The organism is Marinicella meishanensis (genome assembly GCF_019931145.1).
Lineage (GTDB): Bacteria > Pseudomonadota > Gammaproteobacteria > Xanthomonadales > Marinicellaceae > Marinicella > Marinicella meishanensis.
Window position 1 is genome coordinate 22311 of the sequence record NZ_JAIOUV010000003.1, and the last position, 20088, is coordinate 42398.

24 protein-coding genes are annotated in these 20088 nt (G+C 51.9%); 14 read left to right on the forward strand and 10 right to left on the reverse strand.

The features are described from left to right. Positions 1-3 precede the first annotated feature (3 nt). From pgi to pcnB, 3 genes are all read right to left on the reverse strand, one after another. Positions 4-1536, reverse strand: coding sequence for a glucose-6-phosphate isomerase (gene pgi, locus K7G70_RS04940; RefSeq protein WP_223787503.1), 1533 nt, complete (start codon positions 1534-1536; stop codon positions 4-6). A gap of 324 nt (positions 1537-1860) precedes the next feature. Further along, a complete protein-coding gene (gene folK / locus K7G70_RS04945) occupies positions 1861-2421 on the reverse strand; it encodes a 2-amino-4-hydroxy-6-hydroxymethyldihydropteridine diphosphokinase (RefSeq protein WP_223787504.1) in 561 nt (186 codons plus the stop codon). After that, positions 2411-3667 carry a polynucleotide adenylyltransferase PcnB gene (gene pcnB, locus K7G70_RS04950; RefSeq protein ID WP_223787505.1) on the reverse strand — a complete coding sequence of 419 codons (1257 nt, stop codon included), beginning with the start codon at positions 3665-3667 and terminating at the stop codon, positions 2411-2413. Before pcnB ends, folK begins: the two co-directional genes overlap by 11 nt. A gap of 67 nt (positions 3668-3734) precedes the next feature. Here pcnB and fdxA point away from each other — a divergent pair, with 67 nt between their 5' ends. Then, positions 3735-4067, forward strand: coding sequence for a ferredoxin FdxA (gene fdxA, locus K7G70_RS04955; protein WP_223787506.1), 333 nt, complete (start codon positions 3735-3737; stop codon positions 4065-4067). Between the two features lie 72 nt (positions 4068-4139). On the opposite strand, the gene K7G70_RS04960 is transcribed toward fdxA, so the two are convergent. After that, complete coding sequence (locus K7G70_RS04960; protein WP_223787507.1) at positions 4140-4760, reverse strand: hypothetical protein; 621 nt, start codon at positions 4758-4760, stop codon at positions 4140-4142. Next, the gene (gene dapA, locus K7G70_RS04965; RefSeq protein WP_223787508.1) at positions 4757-5659 is read right to left on the reverse strand and encodes a 4-hydroxy-tetrahydrodipicolinate synthase; all 903 of its coding nucleotides are present in this window, start codon (positions 5657-5659) and stop codon (positions 4757-4759) included. Before dapA ends, K7G70_RS04960 begins: the two co-directional genes overlap by 4 nt. Before the next feature lie 67 nt (positions 5660-5726). Between dapA and K7G70_RS04970 the strand changes: the two genes are divergently transcribed. The 4 genes from K7G70_RS04970 to K7G70_RS04985 all read left to right on the forward strand — a co-directional run bounded on the left by K7G70_RS04970 (position 5727) and on the right by K7G70_RS04985 (position 9796). Further along, positions 5727-6188, forward strand: coding sequence for a peroxiredoxin (locus tag K7G70_RS04970; RefSeq protein ID WP_223787509.1), 462 nt, complete (start codon positions 5727-5729; stop codon positions 6186-6188). Between the two features lie 64 nt (positions 6189-6252). Next, positions 6253-7257 carry an isocitrate dehydrogenase gene (locus tag K7G70_RS04975; RefSeq protein WP_223787510.1) on the forward strand — a complete coding sequence of 335 codons (1005 nt, stop codon included), beginning with the start codon at positions 6253-6255 and terminating at the stop codon, positions 7255-7257. A gap of 184 nt (positions 7258-7441) precedes the next feature. Further along, positions 7442-8662, forward strand: coding sequence for a hypothetical protein (locus tag K7G70_RS04980; protein WP_223787511.1), 1221 nt, complete (start codon positions 7442-7444; stop codon positions 8660-8662). A gap of 60 nt (positions 8663-8722) precedes the next feature. After that, positions 8723-9796 carry an AI-2E family transporter gene (locus tag K7G70_RS04985; protein WP_223787512.1) on the forward strand — a complete coding sequence of 358 codons (1074 nt, stop codon included), beginning with the start codon at positions 8723-8725 and terminating at the stop codon, positions 9794-9796. Positions 9797-9805: 9 nt separating this feature from the next. Here the strand turns inward: K7G70_RS04985 and grxC are convergent, their stop codons facing one another. From grxC to K7G70_RS05010, 5 genes are read right to left on the reverse strand one after another with little or no spacing between them, the layout of a single operon-like run. Further along, a complete protein-coding gene (grxC, locus tag K7G70_RS04990; RefSeq protein ID WP_223787513.1) occupies positions 9806-10060 on the reverse strand; it encodes a glutaredoxin 3 in 255 nt (84 codons plus the stop codon). Positions 10061-10070: 10 nt separating this feature from the next. Beyond that, positions 10071-10382 (reverse strand): TusE/DsrC/DsvC family sulfur relay protein, encoded by a 312-nt coding sequence (locus K7G70_RS04995; protein ID WP_223787514.1) that lies wholly within the window; start codon positions 10380-10382, stop codon positions 10071-10073. Next, positions 10379-10660, reverse strand: coding sequence for a hypothetical protein (locus K7G70_RS05000; RefSeq protein WP_223787515.1), 282 nt, complete (start codon positions 10658-10660; stop codon positions 10379-10381). Before K7G70_RS05000 ends, K7G70_RS04995 begins: the two co-directional genes overlap by 4 nt. Beyond that, positions 10657-10959: a hypothetical protein gene (locus tag K7G70_RS05005; RefSeq protein ID WP_223787516.1), complete on the reverse strand. Its 303-nt coding sequence runs from the start codon at positions 10957-10959 to the stop codon at positions 10657-10659. Before K7G70_RS05005 ends, K7G70_RS05000 begins: the two co-directional genes overlap by 4 nt. Further along, on the reverse strand, positions 10959-11291 hold the full coding sequence (locus K7G70_RS05010) for a DsrE family protein (RefSeq protein WP_223787517.1): 333 nt from the start codon (positions 11289-11291) through the stop codon (positions 10959-10961). Before K7G70_RS05010 ends, K7G70_RS05005 begins: the two co-directional genes overlap by 1 nt. Before the next feature lie 242 nt (positions 11292-11533). Between K7G70_RS05010 and K7G70_RS05015 the strand changes: the two genes are divergently transcribed. The 9 genes from K7G70_RS05015 (at position 11534) to K7G70_RS05055 (ending at position 20004) form a co-directional block, all read left to right on the forward strand. Next, positions 11534-13018 carry a M48 family metalloprotease gene (locus tag K7G70_RS05015; protein WP_223787518.1) on the forward strand — a complete coding sequence of 495 codons (1485 nt, stop codon included), beginning with the start codon at positions 11534-11536 and terminating at the stop codon, positions 13016-13018. 110 nt (positions 13019-13128) lie between these two features. Continuing rightward, a complete protein-coding gene (rpoZ, locus tag K7G70_RS05020) occupies positions 13129-13407 on the forward strand; it encodes a DNA-directed RNA polymerase subunit omega (protein WP_305067288.1) in 279 nt (92 codons plus the stop codon). Between the two features lie 45 nt (positions 13408-13452). Next, entirely contained in the window at positions 13453-15624 is a 2172-nt protein-coding gene (locus K7G70_RS05025) for a RelA/SpoT family protein (RefSeq protein WP_223787519.1), read from the forward strand. Beyond that, the gene (locus K7G70_RS05030) at positions 15608-15988 is read left to right on the forward strand and encodes a Rid family detoxifying hydrolase (RefSeq protein WP_255589886.1); all 381 of its coding nucleotides are present in this window, start codon (positions 15608-15610) and stop codon (positions 15986-15988) included. The genes K7G70_RS05025 and K7G70_RS05030 overlap by 17 nt, the downstream gene beginning before the upstream one ends. Positions 15989-16010: 22 nt before the next feature. After that, positions 16011-18077, forward strand: coding sequence for an ATP-dependent DNA helicase RecG (gene recG, locus K7G70_RS05035; RefSeq protein ID WP_223787520.1), 2067 nt, complete (start codon positions 16011-16013; stop codon positions 18075-18077). 47 nt (positions 18078-18124) lie between these two features. Beyond that, complete coding sequence (locus K7G70_RS05040; RefSeq protein ID WP_223787521.1) at positions 18125-18412, forward strand: hypothetical protein; 288 nt, start codon at positions 18125-18127, stop codon at positions 18410-18412. A 412-nt stretch (positions 18413-18824) separates the two neighbouring features. Continuing rightward, on the forward strand, positions 18825-19088 hold the full coding sequence (locus K7G70_RS05045; protein ID WP_223787522.1) for a hypothetical protein: 264 nt from the start codon (positions 18825-18827) through the stop codon (positions 19086-19088). Positions 19089-19196: 108 nt separating this feature from the next. Beyond that, positions 19197-19445, forward strand: coding sequence for a zf-TFIIB domain-containing protein (locus tag K7G70_RS05050; RefSeq protein ID WP_223787523.1), 249 nt, complete (start codon positions 19197-19199; stop codon positions 19443-19445). 202 nt (positions 19446-19647) lie between these two features. Then, entirely contained in the window at positions 19648-20004 is a 357-nt protein-coding gene (locus tag K7G70_RS05055) for a TFIIB-type zinc ribbon-containing protein (RefSeq protein WP_223787524.1), read from the forward strand. Positions 20005-20088: the final 84 nt, after the last annotated feature.

The following is a 20088-nucleotide window of genomic DNA, read 5'->3' on the forward strand; positions in this document are numbered from 1 at the left end:
TGGTCATTCCATCACTTTTTTGATCAGTGCCAATGTAGATGGGTCTAAAGCCATCTCATTCAAGGTGTTATTTTCCACATGTTGCTGGATGTCGCGAGCAATTGATTTGCCCAGTTCCACCCCCGGTTGATCAAAGCAATTGATGTTCCAAATCACGGCTTGGGTGTAGATCATGTGTTCATACATGGCCAGCAACTGCCCCACGGAACGGGCCGACAGGTTTTTCAGCAACAATGTGGTGCTTGGTTTGTTGCCTGGGCAACCTTTCATGCTGTGATCTTCTTCCTTGCCTTGCATCAGTGCCGCCCCTTGGGCGATTAAATTGAACAACAAAAAGTCTTGGCTTGGGGATTTGTGTTCCAGCACCCCGATGAAATCCAGGGGCAGGGCATCAATGCCTTGATGAAAGGCCTGGAAGAAGGCGTGTTGTGACAATTGACCATGATCGCCAAACACCCAAGGTGTGGTGGGGTAGTTGATCACATCCCCGTTGACGTTGTGCATTTTGCCAGCACTTTCCATCATCAATTGTTGCAACCATTTGGGCAGGCTGCGCAAGCGGGCATCATAGGGCAAGCAGCTGTATGCAGACAAACCGATGAAATTGCGGTACCAGATCGACATCAGGGCCATCAGCACCGGGATGTTGTGGGCAAATTCTTGTTGCCGGTAATGCAAATCCATGGCGTGGGCCCCGGCCAATAAGTCGAGGAATTTTTGTTTGCCAGCGGCCAGTACAATGGGGAAGCCGATGGCTGACCACAACGAGAAACGCCCGCCAATGGACTCATCAAAAAGCAAAATCATGTGGGGTGGGATGCCGGCCTCCAGCGCCCGTTGTTGGTTGGCGGTGATGGCCATCAATGAACTTTGCTGATCATTGGGCGCATAACTCGGGATGTTTTTCAGTTTGGCATGGATGGCCCTGGCATTCATCAAAGTTTCCACGGTGGAAAAACTTTTGGAACTGATGCAAAACAAACAATGCTCAATGTCGATGGAATTGAACAGTTGGTTGAGCAAAGAGTCGTCCACACTGGCGGCGAAGAAAATGGGGATGCGGCTTTCGCTTTGTAATTCAGTCAAGGCCTCCACCACCAGCCGGGGGCCGAGGTAAGAACCACCAATGCCGATGTTGACCAATTGTTTGACCGGTTGTCCAAAACCGGTTTTGATGTCGCCAGCCAAAACCCGATCAGCCAATCCGAAGATGGACTGAATGTTGTCTTGGTAATTGGGGTGATCAGGATCCCTGAGGGTGGTGTGGGTGGCGGGCAATTGATCGGTGGTGTTGACCACATCGCCATTGAACAGCTGTTCAATGGCCGCTTGCAGATTGGCGTGGCTGGCCAGGTCACACAGGGCCGCCAGGGCCTCCTCGTCCAGCCAATTTTTCGACAGATCCAAGTAGATGTTGTCGTGCTCAAACACCAAAGCCTGGTGTCGATTGGGTTTTTGCCACAAGCTGGCCAGGTCTTTGATGGCATCCTGACTGGCCAATTCGGTGAGACGGTCCCACAGTGGGTTGTTCTGCATGAGGCAAGGGCCTGTTTTGTCAAACGGGTTATTGTAGCTCAAGGGTGCCATGAGATAAAGCCATGATGGCAGTGGTCGCCGATGCGTGTCCGACCCGTCCGTGGGTCATTGGGGCCAAAAAAAAACCCATCCAAATTGGATGGGTTAAATACGATATTTTACTTTTGTGCCCTGCTTGTCTTGGAGTTTCGAATGATTTACTCTAAAACTGGTAACAATATTAAACCAAGATTGGCTTAAAAGCAACACCAATTTGGCTTTTTGTTTAAAAAAAACAACAAAAATGACATGGAAGGCGTTTTTGTTGCAAAAAAACAACATTTTTCAGGGCAAATGGGTGCCTTTTAAGCCACTTCTGCGCTGAGCTGCAGGCAGGCGACTCAATGTCATGTGGCAATTTGTGCTGGCCAACAGCCTCAGCATGTCTCGCTGTAATTTGACCGGCAATTGGGGTTTGAGTTCCAACAGCGGTGTGGTGACAAAACAACGTTCAGCGATCAACGGGTGGGGCACACACAAATGCTTGGAGTGATGTCGTTGACGACCAACCAGTAACAGGTCAATGTCGATGTTTCTGGCATGCCAGCGGGCGTTGGGTTGTCGCTGCATCAGGCGGTATTCGATCACTTTGATGTGTTGCAGCAAGGCACTGGGTGTGAGTTGGGATTTGAGGTGCAAGGCGGTGTTGATGAAATCGTTTTGTGCGGTCACGCCCCAGGCTGGACTTTGATACCATTGGGCACTTCGCAACACCTTTGATTGAGGCAGGCGTTGCAACCACTTGATGGCCCGGTTGAGTTGTTTGACGGGGTTGTTCAAGTTGCTGCCCAGACCCAGATAAATATCGGTGCCAGGCCAGGTGGCCTGCGCCGCCTTACAAGGCATGGTCGATTTTTTTGCGTTTGACTTTTTTGCCAAAAATGAGGCTTTTGATGCCTTCTGGTGACAGGCTTTGGATGTTGGTCCAAAATTCGGCTTTGCGAGACAAGCGCTCTTGCACTTCACTGCGCAACAACAAAAAGTCGTAAGCCGCGCGGAAACGGGGGTGGTGCAGGGTGCTGTAAACCCCTTTGCCATACATTTTCTTGAATCGCAGCTGCAACATCCACATTTGGCGGATGCCGTTTTGAATGGCCTTGGGCACCATCAAGTGGTGGCGTTGATTGGCCATCACCAAACTTGTGGCTTCATGCAGGGCGTCATGTGGGTTTTTGCCATTGTTCAATAATTGGTCATACAGCGGAATGAACTCCAGCCACATGACACAGGCACTGAGGAACACCGGGGTCACGGATTGACCATTTTTCAAACGGTGGTCGGTGTTGCGGAAGGCCAGGCGCAAAAACAGGTCCCATTGTTCATCGGAGCGGGCAATTTTGGCCGGCATCGGGAACAAAATCTCAAACAGTTTCAACTCAACCAAACAGTCATAGGCGATTTCCATGTTGCCGCAATGGAACATTTTGATGGCCTCATCAAACAATCGGGCGGTGGGCACTTGGCGCAGGTTTTCCCGGTTGTTGATGATGTCCTGTTTCATCTCTTCGGTCAAGGTCAAACCCAATTTGGCATGAAACCGCACGGCCCGCAGCATGCGCACCGGGTCTTCAACGAACCGTTTGTTGGGGTTGCCAATCAGCCGAAGTTCGCCTTTTTTCAGGTCATGCACCCCGGCGGTGAAATCCAGGATGGTTTGTTCGTTGATGTCGTAATACAAGGCGTTGCAACTGAAGTCACGACGGATGGCGTCCTGATCCACCGTGCCAAACACATTGTCGCGGATGATCTGACCTTTTTTCATCACCCGGTCACCGGGTTCGGTGCCGCGGAATGTGGCCACCTCATAGATGCTGTTGCCCATGTACACGTGGGCCAGGCGAAATCGGCGGCCAATCAAACGGCATTTGCCTTTGAAAATGGCTTTGATGTCTTCGGGTGTGGCATCGGTGGCAATGTCAAAATCTTTGGGGTGCAGGCCCAACAACAAATCACGCACGGCACCGCCGACCAAGTAGGCTTCGAAGCCATGCTCGACCAACTTGTTGATGATTTTTTTGCTGGCGTTACTGATTTCGCCATTGGGCAACCGGTGTTCGAATTGATGGTATGTGATGAGGTTATGGTCTAGCAAGATTGTTGACTGCGTTTTATTGGCTTGTTGTATAATTGCGCATTATATCAAATCGAGGAGCTGTTGAATGACTTTTGTGGTGACTGAGGCCTGCATCAAGTGCAAATACACCGACTGTGTGGAGGTCTGTCCAGTGGATTGTTTTCATGAAGGACCGAATTTTCTGGTGATCGACCCAGAAGAGTGCATCGACTGTACTTTGTGTGAACCCGAATGTCCCATTGAAGCCATTTATCCGGAAGATGATTTGCCGGCCGGGCAAGAGTCTTTCATTGAATTGAACAAGGAGTTGTCCGCCGTGTGGCCGGTCATCACCGAGATGAAGGACCACCCTGAAGATGCCGATGATTGGGCCCAAGTCAAAGACAAGACGCATTTATTGGACCGCGGGGAAGATTAATGGTCCAAAAATAATGAACAAGAAAAAAGGCGCCTGTTGGCGCCTTTTTTTATCCGCTTTATAACCAGACCATCAGTCCTTGGTGGCGGCTTCAAAGATGTGTGTAAACAAGTCATCAATGACGTATGAGGAGGGGGCTTCAAAGTCGATGGTCTGCAACCAAATTTGTTGCTTCTGTGGCAACTTCAGACAGGTCAATACGTATTCGCCAGAGCGGTCAATGTAGCTGCTGTTGAGGCTGAACAGTTTTTTGAAAAACCCTTGTTTTTCCACTTCATCGGTGATCGGGTCATAGAACCGAAAGGTGGCCTGGCAGTTGTCGGGGTCTTCGTCCAGCAACAGCCAATTGTAACCATGATCACCGACCATCAAATCCCAGGCATCCTGGTCATTGAATATTTCAATGGTGGGCATGCCGCCTGATTCTATGATCACCACATTTTCATCGTCACTGCGGCGTCTGGCAAAAGCCATCTCAGGGGGTTTGGTATCAGGGGTCGCGCCGTCACCGGTGGACGCCACTGCCGGGATGTCCAAATTGTTGTTGGTGCGGGGCAGATCTTGTCCTTCCACAGGATTCAGGGCTGGGGTGCTTTCGGCAGCCAGGTAAGGCTCTTCCTTAACCATGCGCTTGCAGTTGACCAACAGGCCACACAGTGCCAGCATCAGAATGGATTTGAACATTGTTTTCATAAAGAACTAAACTCCTTGCGGATGGGGTTGAGGTATTTGTTGAGGTCGCTTTTGCTGACATGGGTCAGCAGTAAAGGGGCACGGATGCCGTCATCCATCAAGCCGGCCTCGTGCATGATGGCTTTGACTGGACATGGGTTGGGTTCATGAAACAGCCATTGGTAAAATGGTTCCATCTCGGCATTTTTCAACTCGGCTTCGGCCACTTGGCCCAATTGCATCAGATCACACATTTGCTTGATCGCTTTGGGGCGGGCATTGGCGGCGACACTGATCACGCCATCGGCACCATGCGCCATGGCTTGTACAAAGGTGCCGTCATCACCTGACAGCACCGCGAAATTTTTGATTTTGGCCAGTTTCTCCACCCGTTGCATGTCGGCTTTGGCTTCCTTGATGCCAATGATGTTGGGGTGGGTGGCCAAAGTGGCCGTGGTGGCGGCCTGCAAGTCATTCCCAGTTCTACTGGGCACATTGTACAACACCACCGGCAGGGGTGACTCGTCGGCGATCTGTTTGAAATGGTGCATCAAACTGCGCTGTGTCAGGGTCAAATAATAAGGGGTGACCACCAGCACCGCTTGGGCGCCGTCGGCTTGTGCTTGCCGATTGGCGGCGGACACTTTGGCCGGATCAATGGCGCCGGTGCCGGCCATGACCCAGGTGTTGGTGCCGTGGCACAGTTGCGCCGCTTGTTGGATCAATTGGCTGATTTCAGCCGCAGACAACAAAGCCGATTCACCGGTGGTGCCAGCCACCACCAGCACCTGGGTGCCACAGCTGATGTGCCATTGAATCAGCTGAGTCCATTGTTCCAGGTTGATGCGACCGTCGGCGTGCATCGGTGTGACCAGGGCCACCATGCTGCCGGTCAAATCTTTGGCTTGAATTTGCCCCATTGAGACTTGTATCTGCTTTACAAAAGCGCATAATTATATGCTTTTTTTAAATCAGGTGTATTAAACAATGGTTAAAATATCGAATAAAATCTGGACCCAATCTGTCCCCCTCACTGACGGCTCAGAACAATCCTTGAGTGATTGCGTTGCACAAACCCTGGTGGTGTATTTTTACCCCCGCGCCAACACCCCAGGATGTACCACTGAGAGCCAGGATTTCAGTGCCGAATATGCGGCGTTTCAGGCCGCTGGTTGCCAGGTGTTGGGGGTGTCGCAAGACTCGTTAAAGAAACAACAAAACTTCAAACACAAATTCGACATGCCCTTTGAATTGGTGGCCGATGTGGATGGTGTCTTGTGTGCAGCGTTTGAGGTCATCAAAGAGAAGAAAATGTATGGCAAAACCTTCATGGGCATCGAACGCAGCACTTTTGTGTTGGATGCACAAGGCACCGTGGTGGCTGAATGGCGCAAAGTGAAAGTGCCAGGCCATGTGGCTGAAGTTTTGACTGCAGTCAAAGAAATGTAACGCGATTTGAGCTATAATTAACGCCCACAAAAACAGTTCAAAAACGAAAACAAAGGATCAGTCAATGAGTCAAAAAATCACCGTCATCAAAGGGGATGGCATCGGACCCGAAATCATGGACGCCACATTGCGCGTGTTGGATCACTTGCATCTGGATTTTGAGTATGAATTCAAAGCCGCTGGTCTGGCCGCCTTGGAACAATATGACGAGTTGTTACCGGCAGACACCTTGGATGCCATTGCCGCCAACCACATATGTTTGAAAGGACCTTTGACCACACCGGTGGGCAAAGGATTCAGTTCCATCAACGTGGCTTTGCGGCGCCATTTCAACCTGTATGCCAACGTGCGGCCGGTGATCACTTTTGAAGGTACCCAGGCCCGTTACGCCGACATTGACATCCTGACCATCCGGGAAAACACCGAGGGCGCCTACCTCAGTGACGGACAGACCATCAATGAAGCCCGCACCGTGGCCGAATCAAAAATTGTGGTGACCCGTGAGGCTTCGGAGAACATCGTTCGTTATGCTTTTGACATCGCCCGCAAAGCCGGTCGCAAGAAAGTCACGGCCGTACACAAAGCCAACATCATGAAAACCACCAGTGGTTTGTTCCTGGAAGTGGCACAAGAAGTGGCCAAGGAATATCCCGACATCGAATTCAACACCTTGATTGTGGACAACACCTGCATGCAATTGGTGATGAACCCGGCGCAATTTGATGTGATTGTCACCACCAACTTGTTCGGTGACATCATTTCAGATTTGTGTGCCGGTTTGGTTGGTGGCTTGGGCATGGCGCCCGGTGCCAACATTGGCCAGGAAGTGGCCATGTTTGAAGCGGTACATGGCTCAGCGCCGGACATCGCCGGCAAAAAAATAGCCAATCCCACGGCGTTGATCTTGGCCGCGGCCATGATGGTCGAGCATTTGGGTCACGTCGAGGCGGCTGGTCGCATACGTCAGGCCATCAAAGCCACGTTGTTGGCCAAAGACCGCTTGACTGGCGACCTGGGCGGCACCGCCCACACCGCCGAGTTCACCGATGCCGTGATTGCCCGGTTGTGAGGCGGTGTTGCGGTGTCGAGCCGTTGGTTCGGTTGAGCAAAGAATCCGGGGATGTGTTGGCCATTGTTGTCTTTTTGCAACATGAGCCCCAAAAAAGCCGCTTTTTTGCGGCTTTTGCGTGTTGAAAAATTGACTTTCTGTTGTATTTTTGCAAAAATTGCCGGTGAAGCCAACAATTGAATCAATGGTTAAAAAAGTCAATCAATTCATTTTAATCTTGATGATGATCCCGGCCCTGATTGGAACCGCCCATTCAGCGTCGGATTTGTCATTGTTTGGTGTGGCTGCGATTTCTGCCCAGCACACGCCCGCTTCCCGCCTAAACAGCACCATGGAATTGGGTCACTGGCGCAACAGCATTGCTGAGCGCATCTATCCCAACTTTTACTCCAACTTGCAATTGTCTCAAGCCGATCATTTTGCCGACGCCATGAGTTTGCAAGGGGCCAAGTTGTATTTCAACGCCAAGCGCTTCAATGAAATCAGCCAATTGACCAGTGGCAAGTCCTATTTCTTCACCTTTGATTACGATCAGTCGATCTTACAGCCGGTCAATTTTCAGGATTCACCGTTCCAGTTTGATCAGCTGTTGCTGGTTGACAACGAATCTTTCAGCCGCAGCATCTTCGCCCCAGGTGTGGCTTATCGTTACAGCGATGATTCTGAATTGAGTTTTGCCGTGGTGTTTGCCCAACAAAACTATTCTGACATCAATTTCCTCGCTTCTGAAATTAATGGCTTTGATCAATTGGACTTGTATTCAGTCAGTTACACCGAAACCAGCAATGGCTTGGGTTTGAACCTGGGTTGGTCGCAAGACTTTTTCAGCCGCTTTCATGTGGACACCCAATACCAATCCAAAATTGACATGGATGGCTTCAGTCGCTTGTTGGGTGTGCAAGCCGATCCGGCGGACTTTGATATTCCAGAACAGATCAATGTCGCGGTTGGGTTTGATTTGACCGATCGCAACACCATCACCTTCAAGGCCACCCACAATTATTACAGCGACATCAATGCCTTCATCAGTCGCTCGTATCCTGACATTTTCCTGACGTTCTTGAATGACTTGGAAAGTCCGGATTTTCAGTGGGACGACCAAACGGTCTTTGCTGTGAACATGGCCCATCGCTTTGACAGCGGCGCCGTCTTCAACGTCGAGTACTCAGGTCGCCAACAACCGCCGGCCACCGACGCCGATCTGACCACCATTTTGAAAGCCATTTCAGCCCCTTACAGTGTGCGGGTCGGGTTGAACACCCCATTGTTTGGCGGCGAATTGGATCTGTATGCCAGTTATGCGCCGAAGCCCCTGAACTTTGGCCGCACTGATTTTGGCAGTGTCAGCAGTGAATTGAGAGGCAAACACACCGAAGCGGTGTTGTCTTGGTTGTTCACATTCTGATGTGTAGGGACTGAATGCAATCAGTCCAATGACCATCCCCACAACAACGCAAAACGCCCCATGAATGTCATTTCCAGTTGGTTCAAACGCAACTTCTCTGACCCACAAATCGTCATCCTGATCTCGGTTTTGATCCTGGGGTTTGTGTTTGTGATTTACTTTGGCCGCGCCCTGGCACCGTTTTTAACCAGCATCGTGGTGGCCTATTTGTTGGAAAGCGTGATTGTGCGCTTGGAAAAACTCAAGATTCCACGCATCCTTGCGGTTGGTTTGGTGTTCTTGGTGTTCATCGCGGTGATGTTTGTGTTGTTGATTTGGTTGGTGCCTAAGCTCACCACCCAGGTCACGCAACTGGTTCAGGCTTTACCGGCTTACATTTCAACCGGCCTTGACTTTTTGCGCACCATGCCAGAAAAATACCCCACATTGGTGAAAGAAGAGCAGATGCAGTCGGTGATCGCCAGCGTCACCAATGAGATGACCGCCATGGGCCAAACGTTATTGGGTAAAACCGTGTCTTCGGTCTTCAGTGCTTTTTCTATTGCGGTTTTTTTGGTGGTGATGCCCATTTTGGTGTTCTTTTTGTTGAAAGACAAAACCATCATCGTCACTTGGTTTCGGCAGTTCATTCCCAAGGACTCCAAACTCACATTATCCGTATGGCATCAAGTGGATGTGCAAATCGGCAATTACGTGCGCGGCAAAGCCTTTGAAATCCTGTTGGTCGGCTTGACCAGTTACATTGTGTTTGTGTTCCTGGATCTGGAATACGCCATCTTGCTGGCGACATTGACCGGTTTTTCGGTGTTGGTGCCGTTCATTGGCGCCGTGGCAGTGACCATCCCCATCGCTTTGGTGGCCTTCTTCCAGTTTGGTTGGACCGGCCCTTTTGCTTATGTGATGATCTCGTATGGGGTGATCCAGATGCTGGATGGCAATGTGTTGGTGCCTTGGTTGTTTTCGGAGGTCAATAATTTACACCCGGTGGCGATCATCGTCGCGGTGTTGTTCTTTGGTGGGGTGTGGGGCTTTTGGGGGGTGTTTTTTGCCATTCCGTTGGCCACCTTGGTCAATGCCATCATCGAGTCTTGGCCCAAAACCATCGTCACCCCAGAAACCGAACAGGCGCCGTAAGCGCGGCTTTCAGGAACGCAACATTTGATCCAATTGGCCGGCTTGCTCCAGCGCGTACAAATCATCAAATCCGCCCACGTGCTGATCGCCGATGAATATTTGCGGCACGCTGGTGCGGCCCGATCTTTCCATCATCACCAGCCGCTGTTGGCGGTCCTGATCCACCCGAATTTCTTCGAAGGCCAGGCCTTTGCTTTGCAGTAAATTTTTCGCGGCGTTGCAGTAAGGGCAGATCAAGGTGCTGTAAATGAGTATTTTGTTCATGGTCATGGGGTCACATGCAGTGTTTGGGTTTGGGTAAGCCGGCGTGTTTGCTGGCCAAACGCACCGGTCCGTCTGGGTACAGGCGATACAGGTGGCGCGAATCGATGGCCGGATCAAGCCGCTGACGCAGCACTTTGATCAACAAGCGCATCGGCGGGGTGTCGCCAGTCTCATCAAACAGGTCTTGCACCGCACGAATCAGCGCCCAATGGTCATCGGTTAGGATGATGTGGTCGGTGTCAGCCAGTTGTTGCGCCACTTGCTGATTCCAGTCTTGGCGGTTTTGTAGGTGACCGTGTTGATCGGTGTTCAGGGATTTCATTTCCAGGCCCAGGTGTTGTGGTGTTCACTGATCAGTTCAACCCATTGCTGTGGACTGATCAACTCAGGTCCTTGGTGGTGGTCATCGGCATCTGACAAGGCGCTGCCCATGACCCGGTACCAGGGACGTTCAATGGCCCCCATGTGGGTGCGAATGAATTCGATTTCAAGGGCGTTGAGCTGGCCGTAAACCACCAAGGCGTCTGCTGTGCCAATCCATTGACAGTGTTGTTGAAAGTGCGATTTGTCATGCCAATGACACAGGTGTAAGGTTTTCATGACACAAATCCTGCGGTCGATTTCAGTCGCTCCAATTCGGCGTGATCAATGGTGCGAACTGGCCATGAACATGCCACAGGTGGCTCGGCATTGAGCAACAAAAACTCATCCACGCCATACAAATTCAAAGCCCGCCACGACTGATTGAGGGTGTCAGAAGCCATCAGTTTTTGCAACACGGGGGCGGTCATAACCACCTGCACATCATGATCAAAGTTGAGCATGGCCAAGCACAGCAGGTGCTGTTGTTGCAAGCCATCGGCATCCAGGTGTTCGTGTAACAAAAACAAAGTCTGCATCAGGCCAGCTCAACGGTGCGGTCGGCTTGTTCCATGGCTTGGGTCAAGGCGGCCAGACCCACCACTTCAAAACCGGGTGGTTTGGAGTCAACCTCGATGTGCCAATGCTGCAGTTGGGTGCTGCACAACAACAGACGGGCCCCGCTGTGTTGTTGCCATTGTTGCCAGGCCTTCAGCAGTTTTGGGTGTTCAATTAACTTCACCGCTTCGCCATACAAAAACACCGCGTTCACGGCATGGCCCTCAGCAGCCATGGCTCGGGCCAACGGCAAAGCCTGTTGTAAGGTGGTGGGCCACTGCTTGGCGGCATTGATCAACAAACAGAATTTCATGGCTTTATTGTAACCCCTTGGCGCCAAAAAACCAGCGACCGTGAGGCGGCCAATTGATGGTGGCAACACGGTGAGTCTGGGGCCGTGAATTGATGCCTTTTCGTTGTTGGGGATCTGTTAAAATTGTTGCGTCAGATAAAAAGAACGGTGGCGGTTCTCTTGAAACGCCAGCAAAGACCCATAAACCTGATTTGTGGCTGAATTAAACACGCTTTTAATGGTCCAAAGCATACACTATGAAGATGAAGAAAAACCCGCAAATGTTGTTGTTGCTGTTGTTGCTGGTGATCACCTCAGCAACTGCCCAGTTCAAATTGCCTGATTTGGGTAATCCTGCCGATAAGGTGTTGTCTGCTGATGATGAACAGCGGTACCGACAAAACATCAAACAACAAATGTATCAATACAACTTCGTCATGACCGACCCCATCGTGGCCTCATACATTTATCACCTGGGCTACCGGTTGGCAGCGAATTCCAACAAGCCGGATCAACCGTTTGATTTTTTTCTGGTGCCAGCCAATGTCATCAATGCCTCGGCTTATCCAGGCGGCTTGATCGTGGTTTACAGTGGTCTGCTGTTGCAAACCGACAGTGAAAGTGAACTGGCCGGGGTACTGGCCCACGAGATTGCCCACGTCAATCAACGACACATCTCGCGGATGTTGGCCAAGCAACAAAAAGCCACCGTGCCGGTGTTGTTGGGGATGTTGGCGGCCATCGCCGCGGCCCAATCAACCAACAGCGGTGATGCACCGGTGGCCATCGCCGCCAGTATGTCGGCCATCCAGCAACAACTGGCGATTAACTTCACCCGTTATCATGAATACGAAGCCGACCGGGTGGGCATCAACACCCTGCATGCATCCGGCTTGAACCCAGAGGGCATGGCCACCTTTTTTGCCAAATTGATGCAAAAAAACCGCGTGGACCCGCGCTATCAATTGCCAGAATATCTGCGCACCCACCCGTTGTCGATCAACCGCGTGACCGAAGCCCGCAACCGCTTGAATGCCTTCACGCCCAGGCCGGTTTATGAGTCTGAAATCTATGACTATGTGAAGCAACGTGTGCGGGTGCTGACAGTGGATGAATACACCGATTTGGAAGCTTATTTCACCGGTGCCTTAAAACAAGGTCAAAGCGACCCCAATGCGCTGATGTATGGCTTGGCGTTGTTGCATTATCTGGACAATGATTTCGCCCAAGCTTGGGCTTGGTTGCAAGAGATCCAAGCCACGCCCAAAGCCAAACACCTGGTCGATTTGTTGAAAGTGGAGGTCATGGCGCAGATGGATCGCACCCGGGCCAAAGCCTTGATTGATGACGTGTTGCGTTGGTACCCAGACAACGATGTGGTGTTGGAAACCACCGCCCAGGTGATGCTGCAATCCAAAGAATTGGCCTGGGTGGATGAAGCGATCAAGAACATCCGTAAACTGGTGCTGTCTCAGCCGGAGAACCCGCATTATTATGAGTTGTTATCAATTGCTTATTTGAATGCCTTGAAACCGATTCAAGCCGGAGAAGCCATGGCCCGCAAAGAACACCACATGGGGCGCAATTACCGTGCGGTCAGAATTTTGCGCAACCTGAAAAAAGACGACGGCCTGGATTATTACCAGTCGGCTGAAATCAACGCCTTGATTGCTTCATATGAACCCTTGATCACCGACCGCGAACGGCAACAAGAAATTGCCGCTGATCGGGGCATTGGCCGCCGCTGAGCGAATCACGCAACAGGGGCTTGAGACGGTCAATTTGGGTCCAATAAACTTTGCTATTCGGCATCAATTTGATTACAATGCGCGATTAGCTCAATTTTGACGAGAGTGTTATGGCACGAGTGACTGTAGAAGACTGCTTAGAAAAAGTACCCAATCGTTTTGATTTGGTCTTGATGGCCGCCAAGCGTGCGCGCCTGATCGCCAATGGCCAAGAGCCAATGGTTGAAGAAGAAAACGACAAACCCACTGTTTTGGCCTTGCGCGAAATTGCCGAAGAAAAAATCAATGACGAAGTGTTGGCCGAACTGGAATTGGAAGCCAAGCGTGCCCGTGAGTTGGAGGCTTGGAATGCAGCCGCTGAAACTCAAGACAATGAAGACAACGAGTAAGGTTTGTTCTGATCCCTTAAATGTGAGGTTCTGGATGTGACTGAGTTGTCATTCACATCCAAAACCATGAGCCACAAAGCGGTCCAAGCCGCGTTTAAAAAGCTCAAAGAAACCACCAACCCCTACCTCAACGCCGATGAAAAAGCCAAGCTCCGAGAAGCCGTGCATTTCGGTGCGTACGCCCACGAAAAACAAATCCGCAAGTCTGGCGAGCCATACATCACCCACCCCATCACCGTATCCACGGTGCTGGCCGAATTGCGGGTTGACCTTGACACCTTGATTGCCGGGGTGTTACACGACACCATTGAAGACACCGACATCACGTTCCAGGACATTGCCGAACACTTCAACAGTGACGTGGCCAACCTGGTGGAGGCAGTGACCAAACTGGATAAGCTGAAATTCAGAAACCTGAAGGAAGCCCAGGCCGAAACTTTTGTGAAAATGTTGTTTGCCATGGCCGATGACATTCGGGTGATCATCATCAAATTGTCGGACCGGTTGCATAACATGCGCACCATTGGTGCCATGAGTGCCTCAGGTCAACGGCGCATTTCTCGGGAAACTTTGGATGTGTATGCCCCGATTGCCGAGCGCATTGGTCTGAAGTCAATTCAGCATGAGTTGGAAGACCATGCGTTTCGGGCCTTGCACCCGAACCAATACCGCGCCATCAGCGATGCCTCGAAGAAAATTGCGGGAAACCGCAAAAAAGCGGTGGAGCGCATCCGAAAGAACATCGAAAAAGCGCTGTTGGAATCGGCCATGCATGCGGAAGTCACTGGGCGCCAAAAATCACCTTACAGCACCTACAAAAAGATCAAGTCCAAACAAGTTGACATCGACCAGATCCACGACCTGTTTGGGGTGCGCATTGTGGTCAAAGAGCTGCATCAATGCTACCTGGCCCTGGGTGTGATCCATAATTTGTATCCACCCAATGAGAACGGTTTCAAAGACTACATTGCGGTGCCCAAGCAAAATGGCTACCAGTCACTGCACTCGGTGGTCACCGGGCCTTTTGGTATGCGCTTGGAAGTGCAGATCCGCACCGAAGAAATGGATCAATTGTCCGAAGCCGGGGTGGCGGCCCATTGGCTGTACAAGCACAAAGGGGCTCAGCCGACGCAATCGCTGACCAAAGCCCGCAGCTGGTTGAATTCGCTGTTGAAGCTACAAAAAGACTCTGGCAGTTCTTTGGAGTTTTATGAAAACCTCAAAGCCGATCTGGGAACCGATGAAATTTACGTGTTCACGCCCAAAGGTGACATCGTGCAATTGCCACTCAAATCCACGGTGTTGGATTTTGCCTTTGCCATCCACACCTCAGTCGGGGCGCATGCCGAAAGCGCCGTGGTCAATGGCAACCCAGCCACACTGTCACAACAATTGGACACCGGCGACTCAGTGTCCATCAAAACCGCCAAAGGCTTGACTGTGACGGCCGATTGGCTGCGGGTGGTGGTGACCAGCAAAGCGCGCACCGCGATTCGCAAAGAGTTGAAAGACATCAAGGACGAAGACGCCTTGATCTTGGGCCACCGCATGCTGGATCGGGCCCTGGACACTTATGGGTACTCCTTTGAAAAACTGGACCCCCGTGCGATCAAGCGGGTGCTCAAGCATTACCAATTGAAGTCCATGGATGAGTTGCTCAAAGCCTTCGCCTTTGGGCAGTTGTTGCCTTCGATTGCGGCACGCAAACTGATGCCGCTGATGAAACAACGTCGCCTGGACAAAGATTACCAACCCAAGGAGTCGTTGACCATTGATGGCACCGAAGGCTCCATCGTAAATTACCCGAATTGTTGCATGCCCTTACCGGGTGATGAGATCACCGGCTACCTCAGTCCCAGCAAAGGGGTGGTGATCCACCGCAGTGGCTGCATCAACCTGCAGGAAACCTTGAAAAGTGCCCCCGAGCGCAAGGTGTTCTGCAGCTGGAGTGTCAACACTTCCGGCAATTTCAAAACCTCTTTGGAAGTGGATGTGGTCAACCGCACCGGCGTGCTGGCCAACCTGGCATCGCTGATTGCCAGTGAAGACATCAACATCGTCACCATCGACCAAAAAGACAAAGACACCGGTTTTTCACAACTGCTGTTCACCGTTGAAGTAGAAAACAAAGCCCACGCCAAACAATTGATGGATCAGTTGGAAGGCCACCGAGAAGTCGTCAACGTCAATCGAGTTTATCATGAAAAAAATCATTAATACCGACCAAGCCCCAGCTGCCATTGGCACCTATTCACAAGCCATTGTGCACGGCAACACCCTGTACACCTCGGGTCAAATCCCCATCGATCCAGCCACCGGTGAGATGTTGCCCCCAGATTTTGAGGCCCAGGCCCATCAGGTGTTCAAAAACCTGGCGGCGTTGGCCACAGCCGCTGGCACCCAGTTGCAAAATGCCATTAAATTGAATGTGTTTCTACAAGACCTGGAGAATTTCGCGGCCTTGAATCGCATCATGGGTGAACACATCGCGGAACCGTATCCAGCCCGTGCGGCGGTGCAAGTGGCCCGCTTGCCGAAGGATTCATTGATCGAAATCGATGCCATCATCGCGGTGAACTGAGGTCACGGCGCAACCAGGTGGCATGGAGCTGACTGATCTCAAAGGCATCGGCCAAACCACGGCAGAAAAATTGCTGGCCTTGGGCCTGTCTGAGGTCATCGATTTGCTGTTCCATTTGCCTTTGCGCTACGAGGACAAAACCCGCCTCACGCCAATCGATGAGCTGGTTGGTTTTCGCTATGCCCAAGTCGAAGGTGAAATCGTCAAATCCTATGTGACCCAAGGCCGTCGGCCGATATTGGTTTGTGAAATCGATGACGGCAGTGCCTGCATGCAGTTGAAGTTTTTCAATTTTTACTATTCGCAGAAAATCAAGATGCGCGCCGGCTTGCGCATCCGGGCCTATGGCGAGGTGCGCGATGGCATGTATGGCATGGAAATCATCCACCCGGAATTCAGTTTGGGTGCCAAGCAACCGGCCCTGGCCAAAAGCCTGACCCCGATTTACCCCAAATCAGAGGGCATTTCACAAAAGCTGTTACAAAAAGCCGCGGCGCAGGCCATCCAGATGTTGCAAGATGGGGCGTTTGAATTGGATGAATTGTTGCCGGCAGACTGGTTGGCGGCCCAGGCCATGCCGACTTTGGTTGAGGCCCTGCAGTTTGTGCACAGCCCGCCGCCCGACGCCGATGTGCTGCAACTGATCAACCACACCCACCCGGCCCAACAGCGCCTCAAGTTGGAGGAAATATTGGCACATTTTTTGGCCATGCACCAAGCCCGCACCGCGATCCAACAGCTCAATGCCCCGCGTTTGATCATGGCGCCGGGCCAAGCCCAAGGTGTGATGTCGTTGTTGCCTTTCGAATTGACTGGGGCGCAGCAGCGGGTGGTGCAAGAAATCCATCAGGACATGGCTTTGAATCACCCCATGCAACGTTTGGTGCAAGGGGATGTGGGCAGTGGCAAAACCGTGGTGGCGGCCTTGGCCATGCAAGCCGCCCTGGTCCACGGCAAACAAGCGGTGATGATGGCCCCGACTGAAATCCTGGCCGAGCAACACCTGCTGACCTTAAGCGAATACTTTCCGGACCGCGAAGTGGTGTTTTTGGCTGGCAAGGTCAAAGGTCAGGCCCGTGCCGAGGTGTTGGCCGCGATAGCCGGCACCGCTGAAGTGATCATTGGCACCCATGCCTTGTTTCAAGCCGATGTGCAGTACCGTGATTTGGCGCTGGTGATCATTGATGAGCAACACCGCTTTGGGGTCCACCAGCGTTTGTTGTTGAAACAAAAAGGCCAGGCCAGTGAGGACAACACCGAGCAGTTGATGCCGCACAACCTGATCATGACCGCCACCCCGATCCCACGCACCTTGGCTCAAATCGCCTATGCCAATTTGGATGTGTCGGTGATCGATGAATTACCACCCAACCGCAAAACCATCAACACCCTGTTGTTGGACAACCAAAAAATGCCACAACTGGCCGAACGCATCAAACAGGCCTGTGCCGGTGGTGAGCAGGCTTATTGGGTCTGCACCTTGATCGAAGAGTCTGAACACCTGCGGGCCAAAGCCGCGCAAGACACTTTTGCAGAACTGCAAGAATGGTTTCCTGACTTGCAAGTGGGTTTGATTCATGGGCGCTTGAAGGGCGATGAAAAACAAGCGGTGATGGACCGCTTCAAAGCCAATCAGATCCAATTGTTGGTGGCCACCACGGTGATTGAGGTGGGGGTGGATGTGCCCAATGCCAGCTTGATGGTGATCGACAACGCCGAACGCTTGGGTTTGTCGCAATTGCACCAATTGCGGGGCCGGGTGGGGCGGGGCAACCGCCAAAGCCACTGTGTGCTGATGTACCAGGCCCCCTTGAGTGAAAACGCCCAAGTGCGCCTGAGCACCATGCGCGAGACCAACGACGGTTTCCAAATCGCCCAACAAGACCTGAAACTGCGCGGCCCAGGTGAAATTCTGGGCACCCGCCAAAAAGGCAGCATGGAATTCCGCTTTTCCAATCCCGAACAAGACGCCGCCTTGTTTCAACAAGCCAAAGGCATGGCTGCTGACTTGCTGGCCTGCAACCCCCAAGCCTGTGAGCAACTGATCCAACGCTGGCAAAAACAAGCCCAACTCTTGGCCAAGGTTTGAGTCTGTGAAAAAAGGTATAATGAGCTCAGTGGCAGCTCCAAGAAAGCATGATAGCACCGTTTAAGAAAACACCCAAGAAACCTTACACCTGGCGCAGATTCCGCCGCGCCTTGCTGGGCTTGATCATTGGCCTGGGGGTATCGGCTTTGATTCTGTGGTTGATCAACGGGGTATTTGAACTGGGCATGCCGTGGGGCTTGGTGTTGAGTGCCGCCTATGTCTTTGTCATCGGACCCTTTTTCATCCAGTGGATCATGGATCAGTGCCGCCACCCTGACGACAAAGACGGCTCCAATCTGCCCCGCCTGGCCAAATTCTACCTGTTCCGTAAATAAGGCCAACCCATTTTCGTGATGGTGAGGGAGTTCGCAATCTGACCGAGATCTCTTCACTCACTGTGTTTGGTCGAGATGACCACATGAGTCATCCTCAGCGCTGCCAGTCGTTACCGCGTCCTGCTATCGCGGCACACCCATATCTATGTGGGCGGAAGGGGGCCGGGGTTATGAAATACCAAGGTCACTGAGCTTGACGAAGTGAACCTGAAAGCTGCGTGGTCTCAATTCAGTCATTCAACACAGAATGCCCGCTTGCCCCCCTTGTTCACTGACGATCTACACCGGCCGTCGTCCTCGGGCTTGATCCGGAGACCCATTTTCTAATCAGGCAACAAAACACCCAGGATAGACAGAACCAATCACACCCACCAAACTGTCCTGCCACCGTTCACTGTGCTAAATTAACCCCATGTCGAACACGAAATTCAATAAACCGATCCTCATGGTCCTGGCCGGATTTTTGGTTGGCGTGTTGGTGACAATCCTCAGTATGGTGGTGCTCACACCATTGGGCGCCGTGGTGTTTGGCTTAACCTTGGTGTTGGCCGGCTATTGGGTCTTCACCCACACCAAAAACCAATGGGCCCAACTGTTGGCCCTCACCCTCATGGTCTGCCCTGTGTTCATCATCCTGGCATTCTTCATCCGCTTCGTGCGCTTGTTGTTGCAGTAGACCAGGCCCAAACCCCAAGCCCACAGCATGCGATACTGACCTCAGGCACATGATTGGTTGCTGCGGCTTTGCTATGATGGATGTTTCTACATTTTCAGGAGGAAAATCATGCAATGTCCCAGCTGCCACTACTCCAGATTACAAGCCACCCGTTTGGACCAAGGCTTACCGGCTTTGGGTTGCGCCGATTGCGGCGGCGCCCTGTTGCCTTTGTTGTCCTATCGGGATTGGGTGGAACGATTGACCCCTGATGGCCACAGCGCTGAATCCAGTTCACTGACCTGCCAGGTCGAACACGACAGCCGCCGGGCATTGAGTTGCCCCAAGTGCAATGGCCTGATGACAAGGGCCTGTTAACACCCACTTAATGACCACTGTTCAGGTTACAAAGGTCACAATCAAGGCGCGAAAAGCGTGATTTGGTCATTCCAATCGAGCGATGAGCAACGCAGGGTGTGGCCTTTGTAGGCTGAACCCATGGGGCTGGGTCGTATTGATCACCCCTCTGCGTTATTCACTCGTTCATGTGGAATGACCACACATCACGACTGATGCCTTGATGGCTGATCAATACGATCCAGCAGTCGCCTTTCAGTGGGTGCTAACAGGTCCTAAATATCGCATCCAAAGTGACCAGGAAAACCGCTTGGACTTGTGTGACCATTGTGATGAGGCCTGGTTGGATGGGGGCGAATGGGCCTTGTTGCAAGCTTTGCAATTGACCGATCAGCTGCCACAAATCTTCACCGAAACCTGGCAACAACGGATCAGCCATGAACACAGCGAACAACGGCTGAAAGCCCGTTACCAACAACTGGTGGGCGCGGCCGACATCGAAAAAGCCGCGGCTTTCAGAGACTGGTTAAACCGACATGAAAAACGCGCTGAATTGTTGTTCTTCATCAGTCAGAAATAAGCCGCAAAAAGGGTTCGTTTTGAGTCGAAACCAAGCTGCCTCTTCACCAAAAAAAACTGGGGCCAATCGGCCCCAGTTTTCATG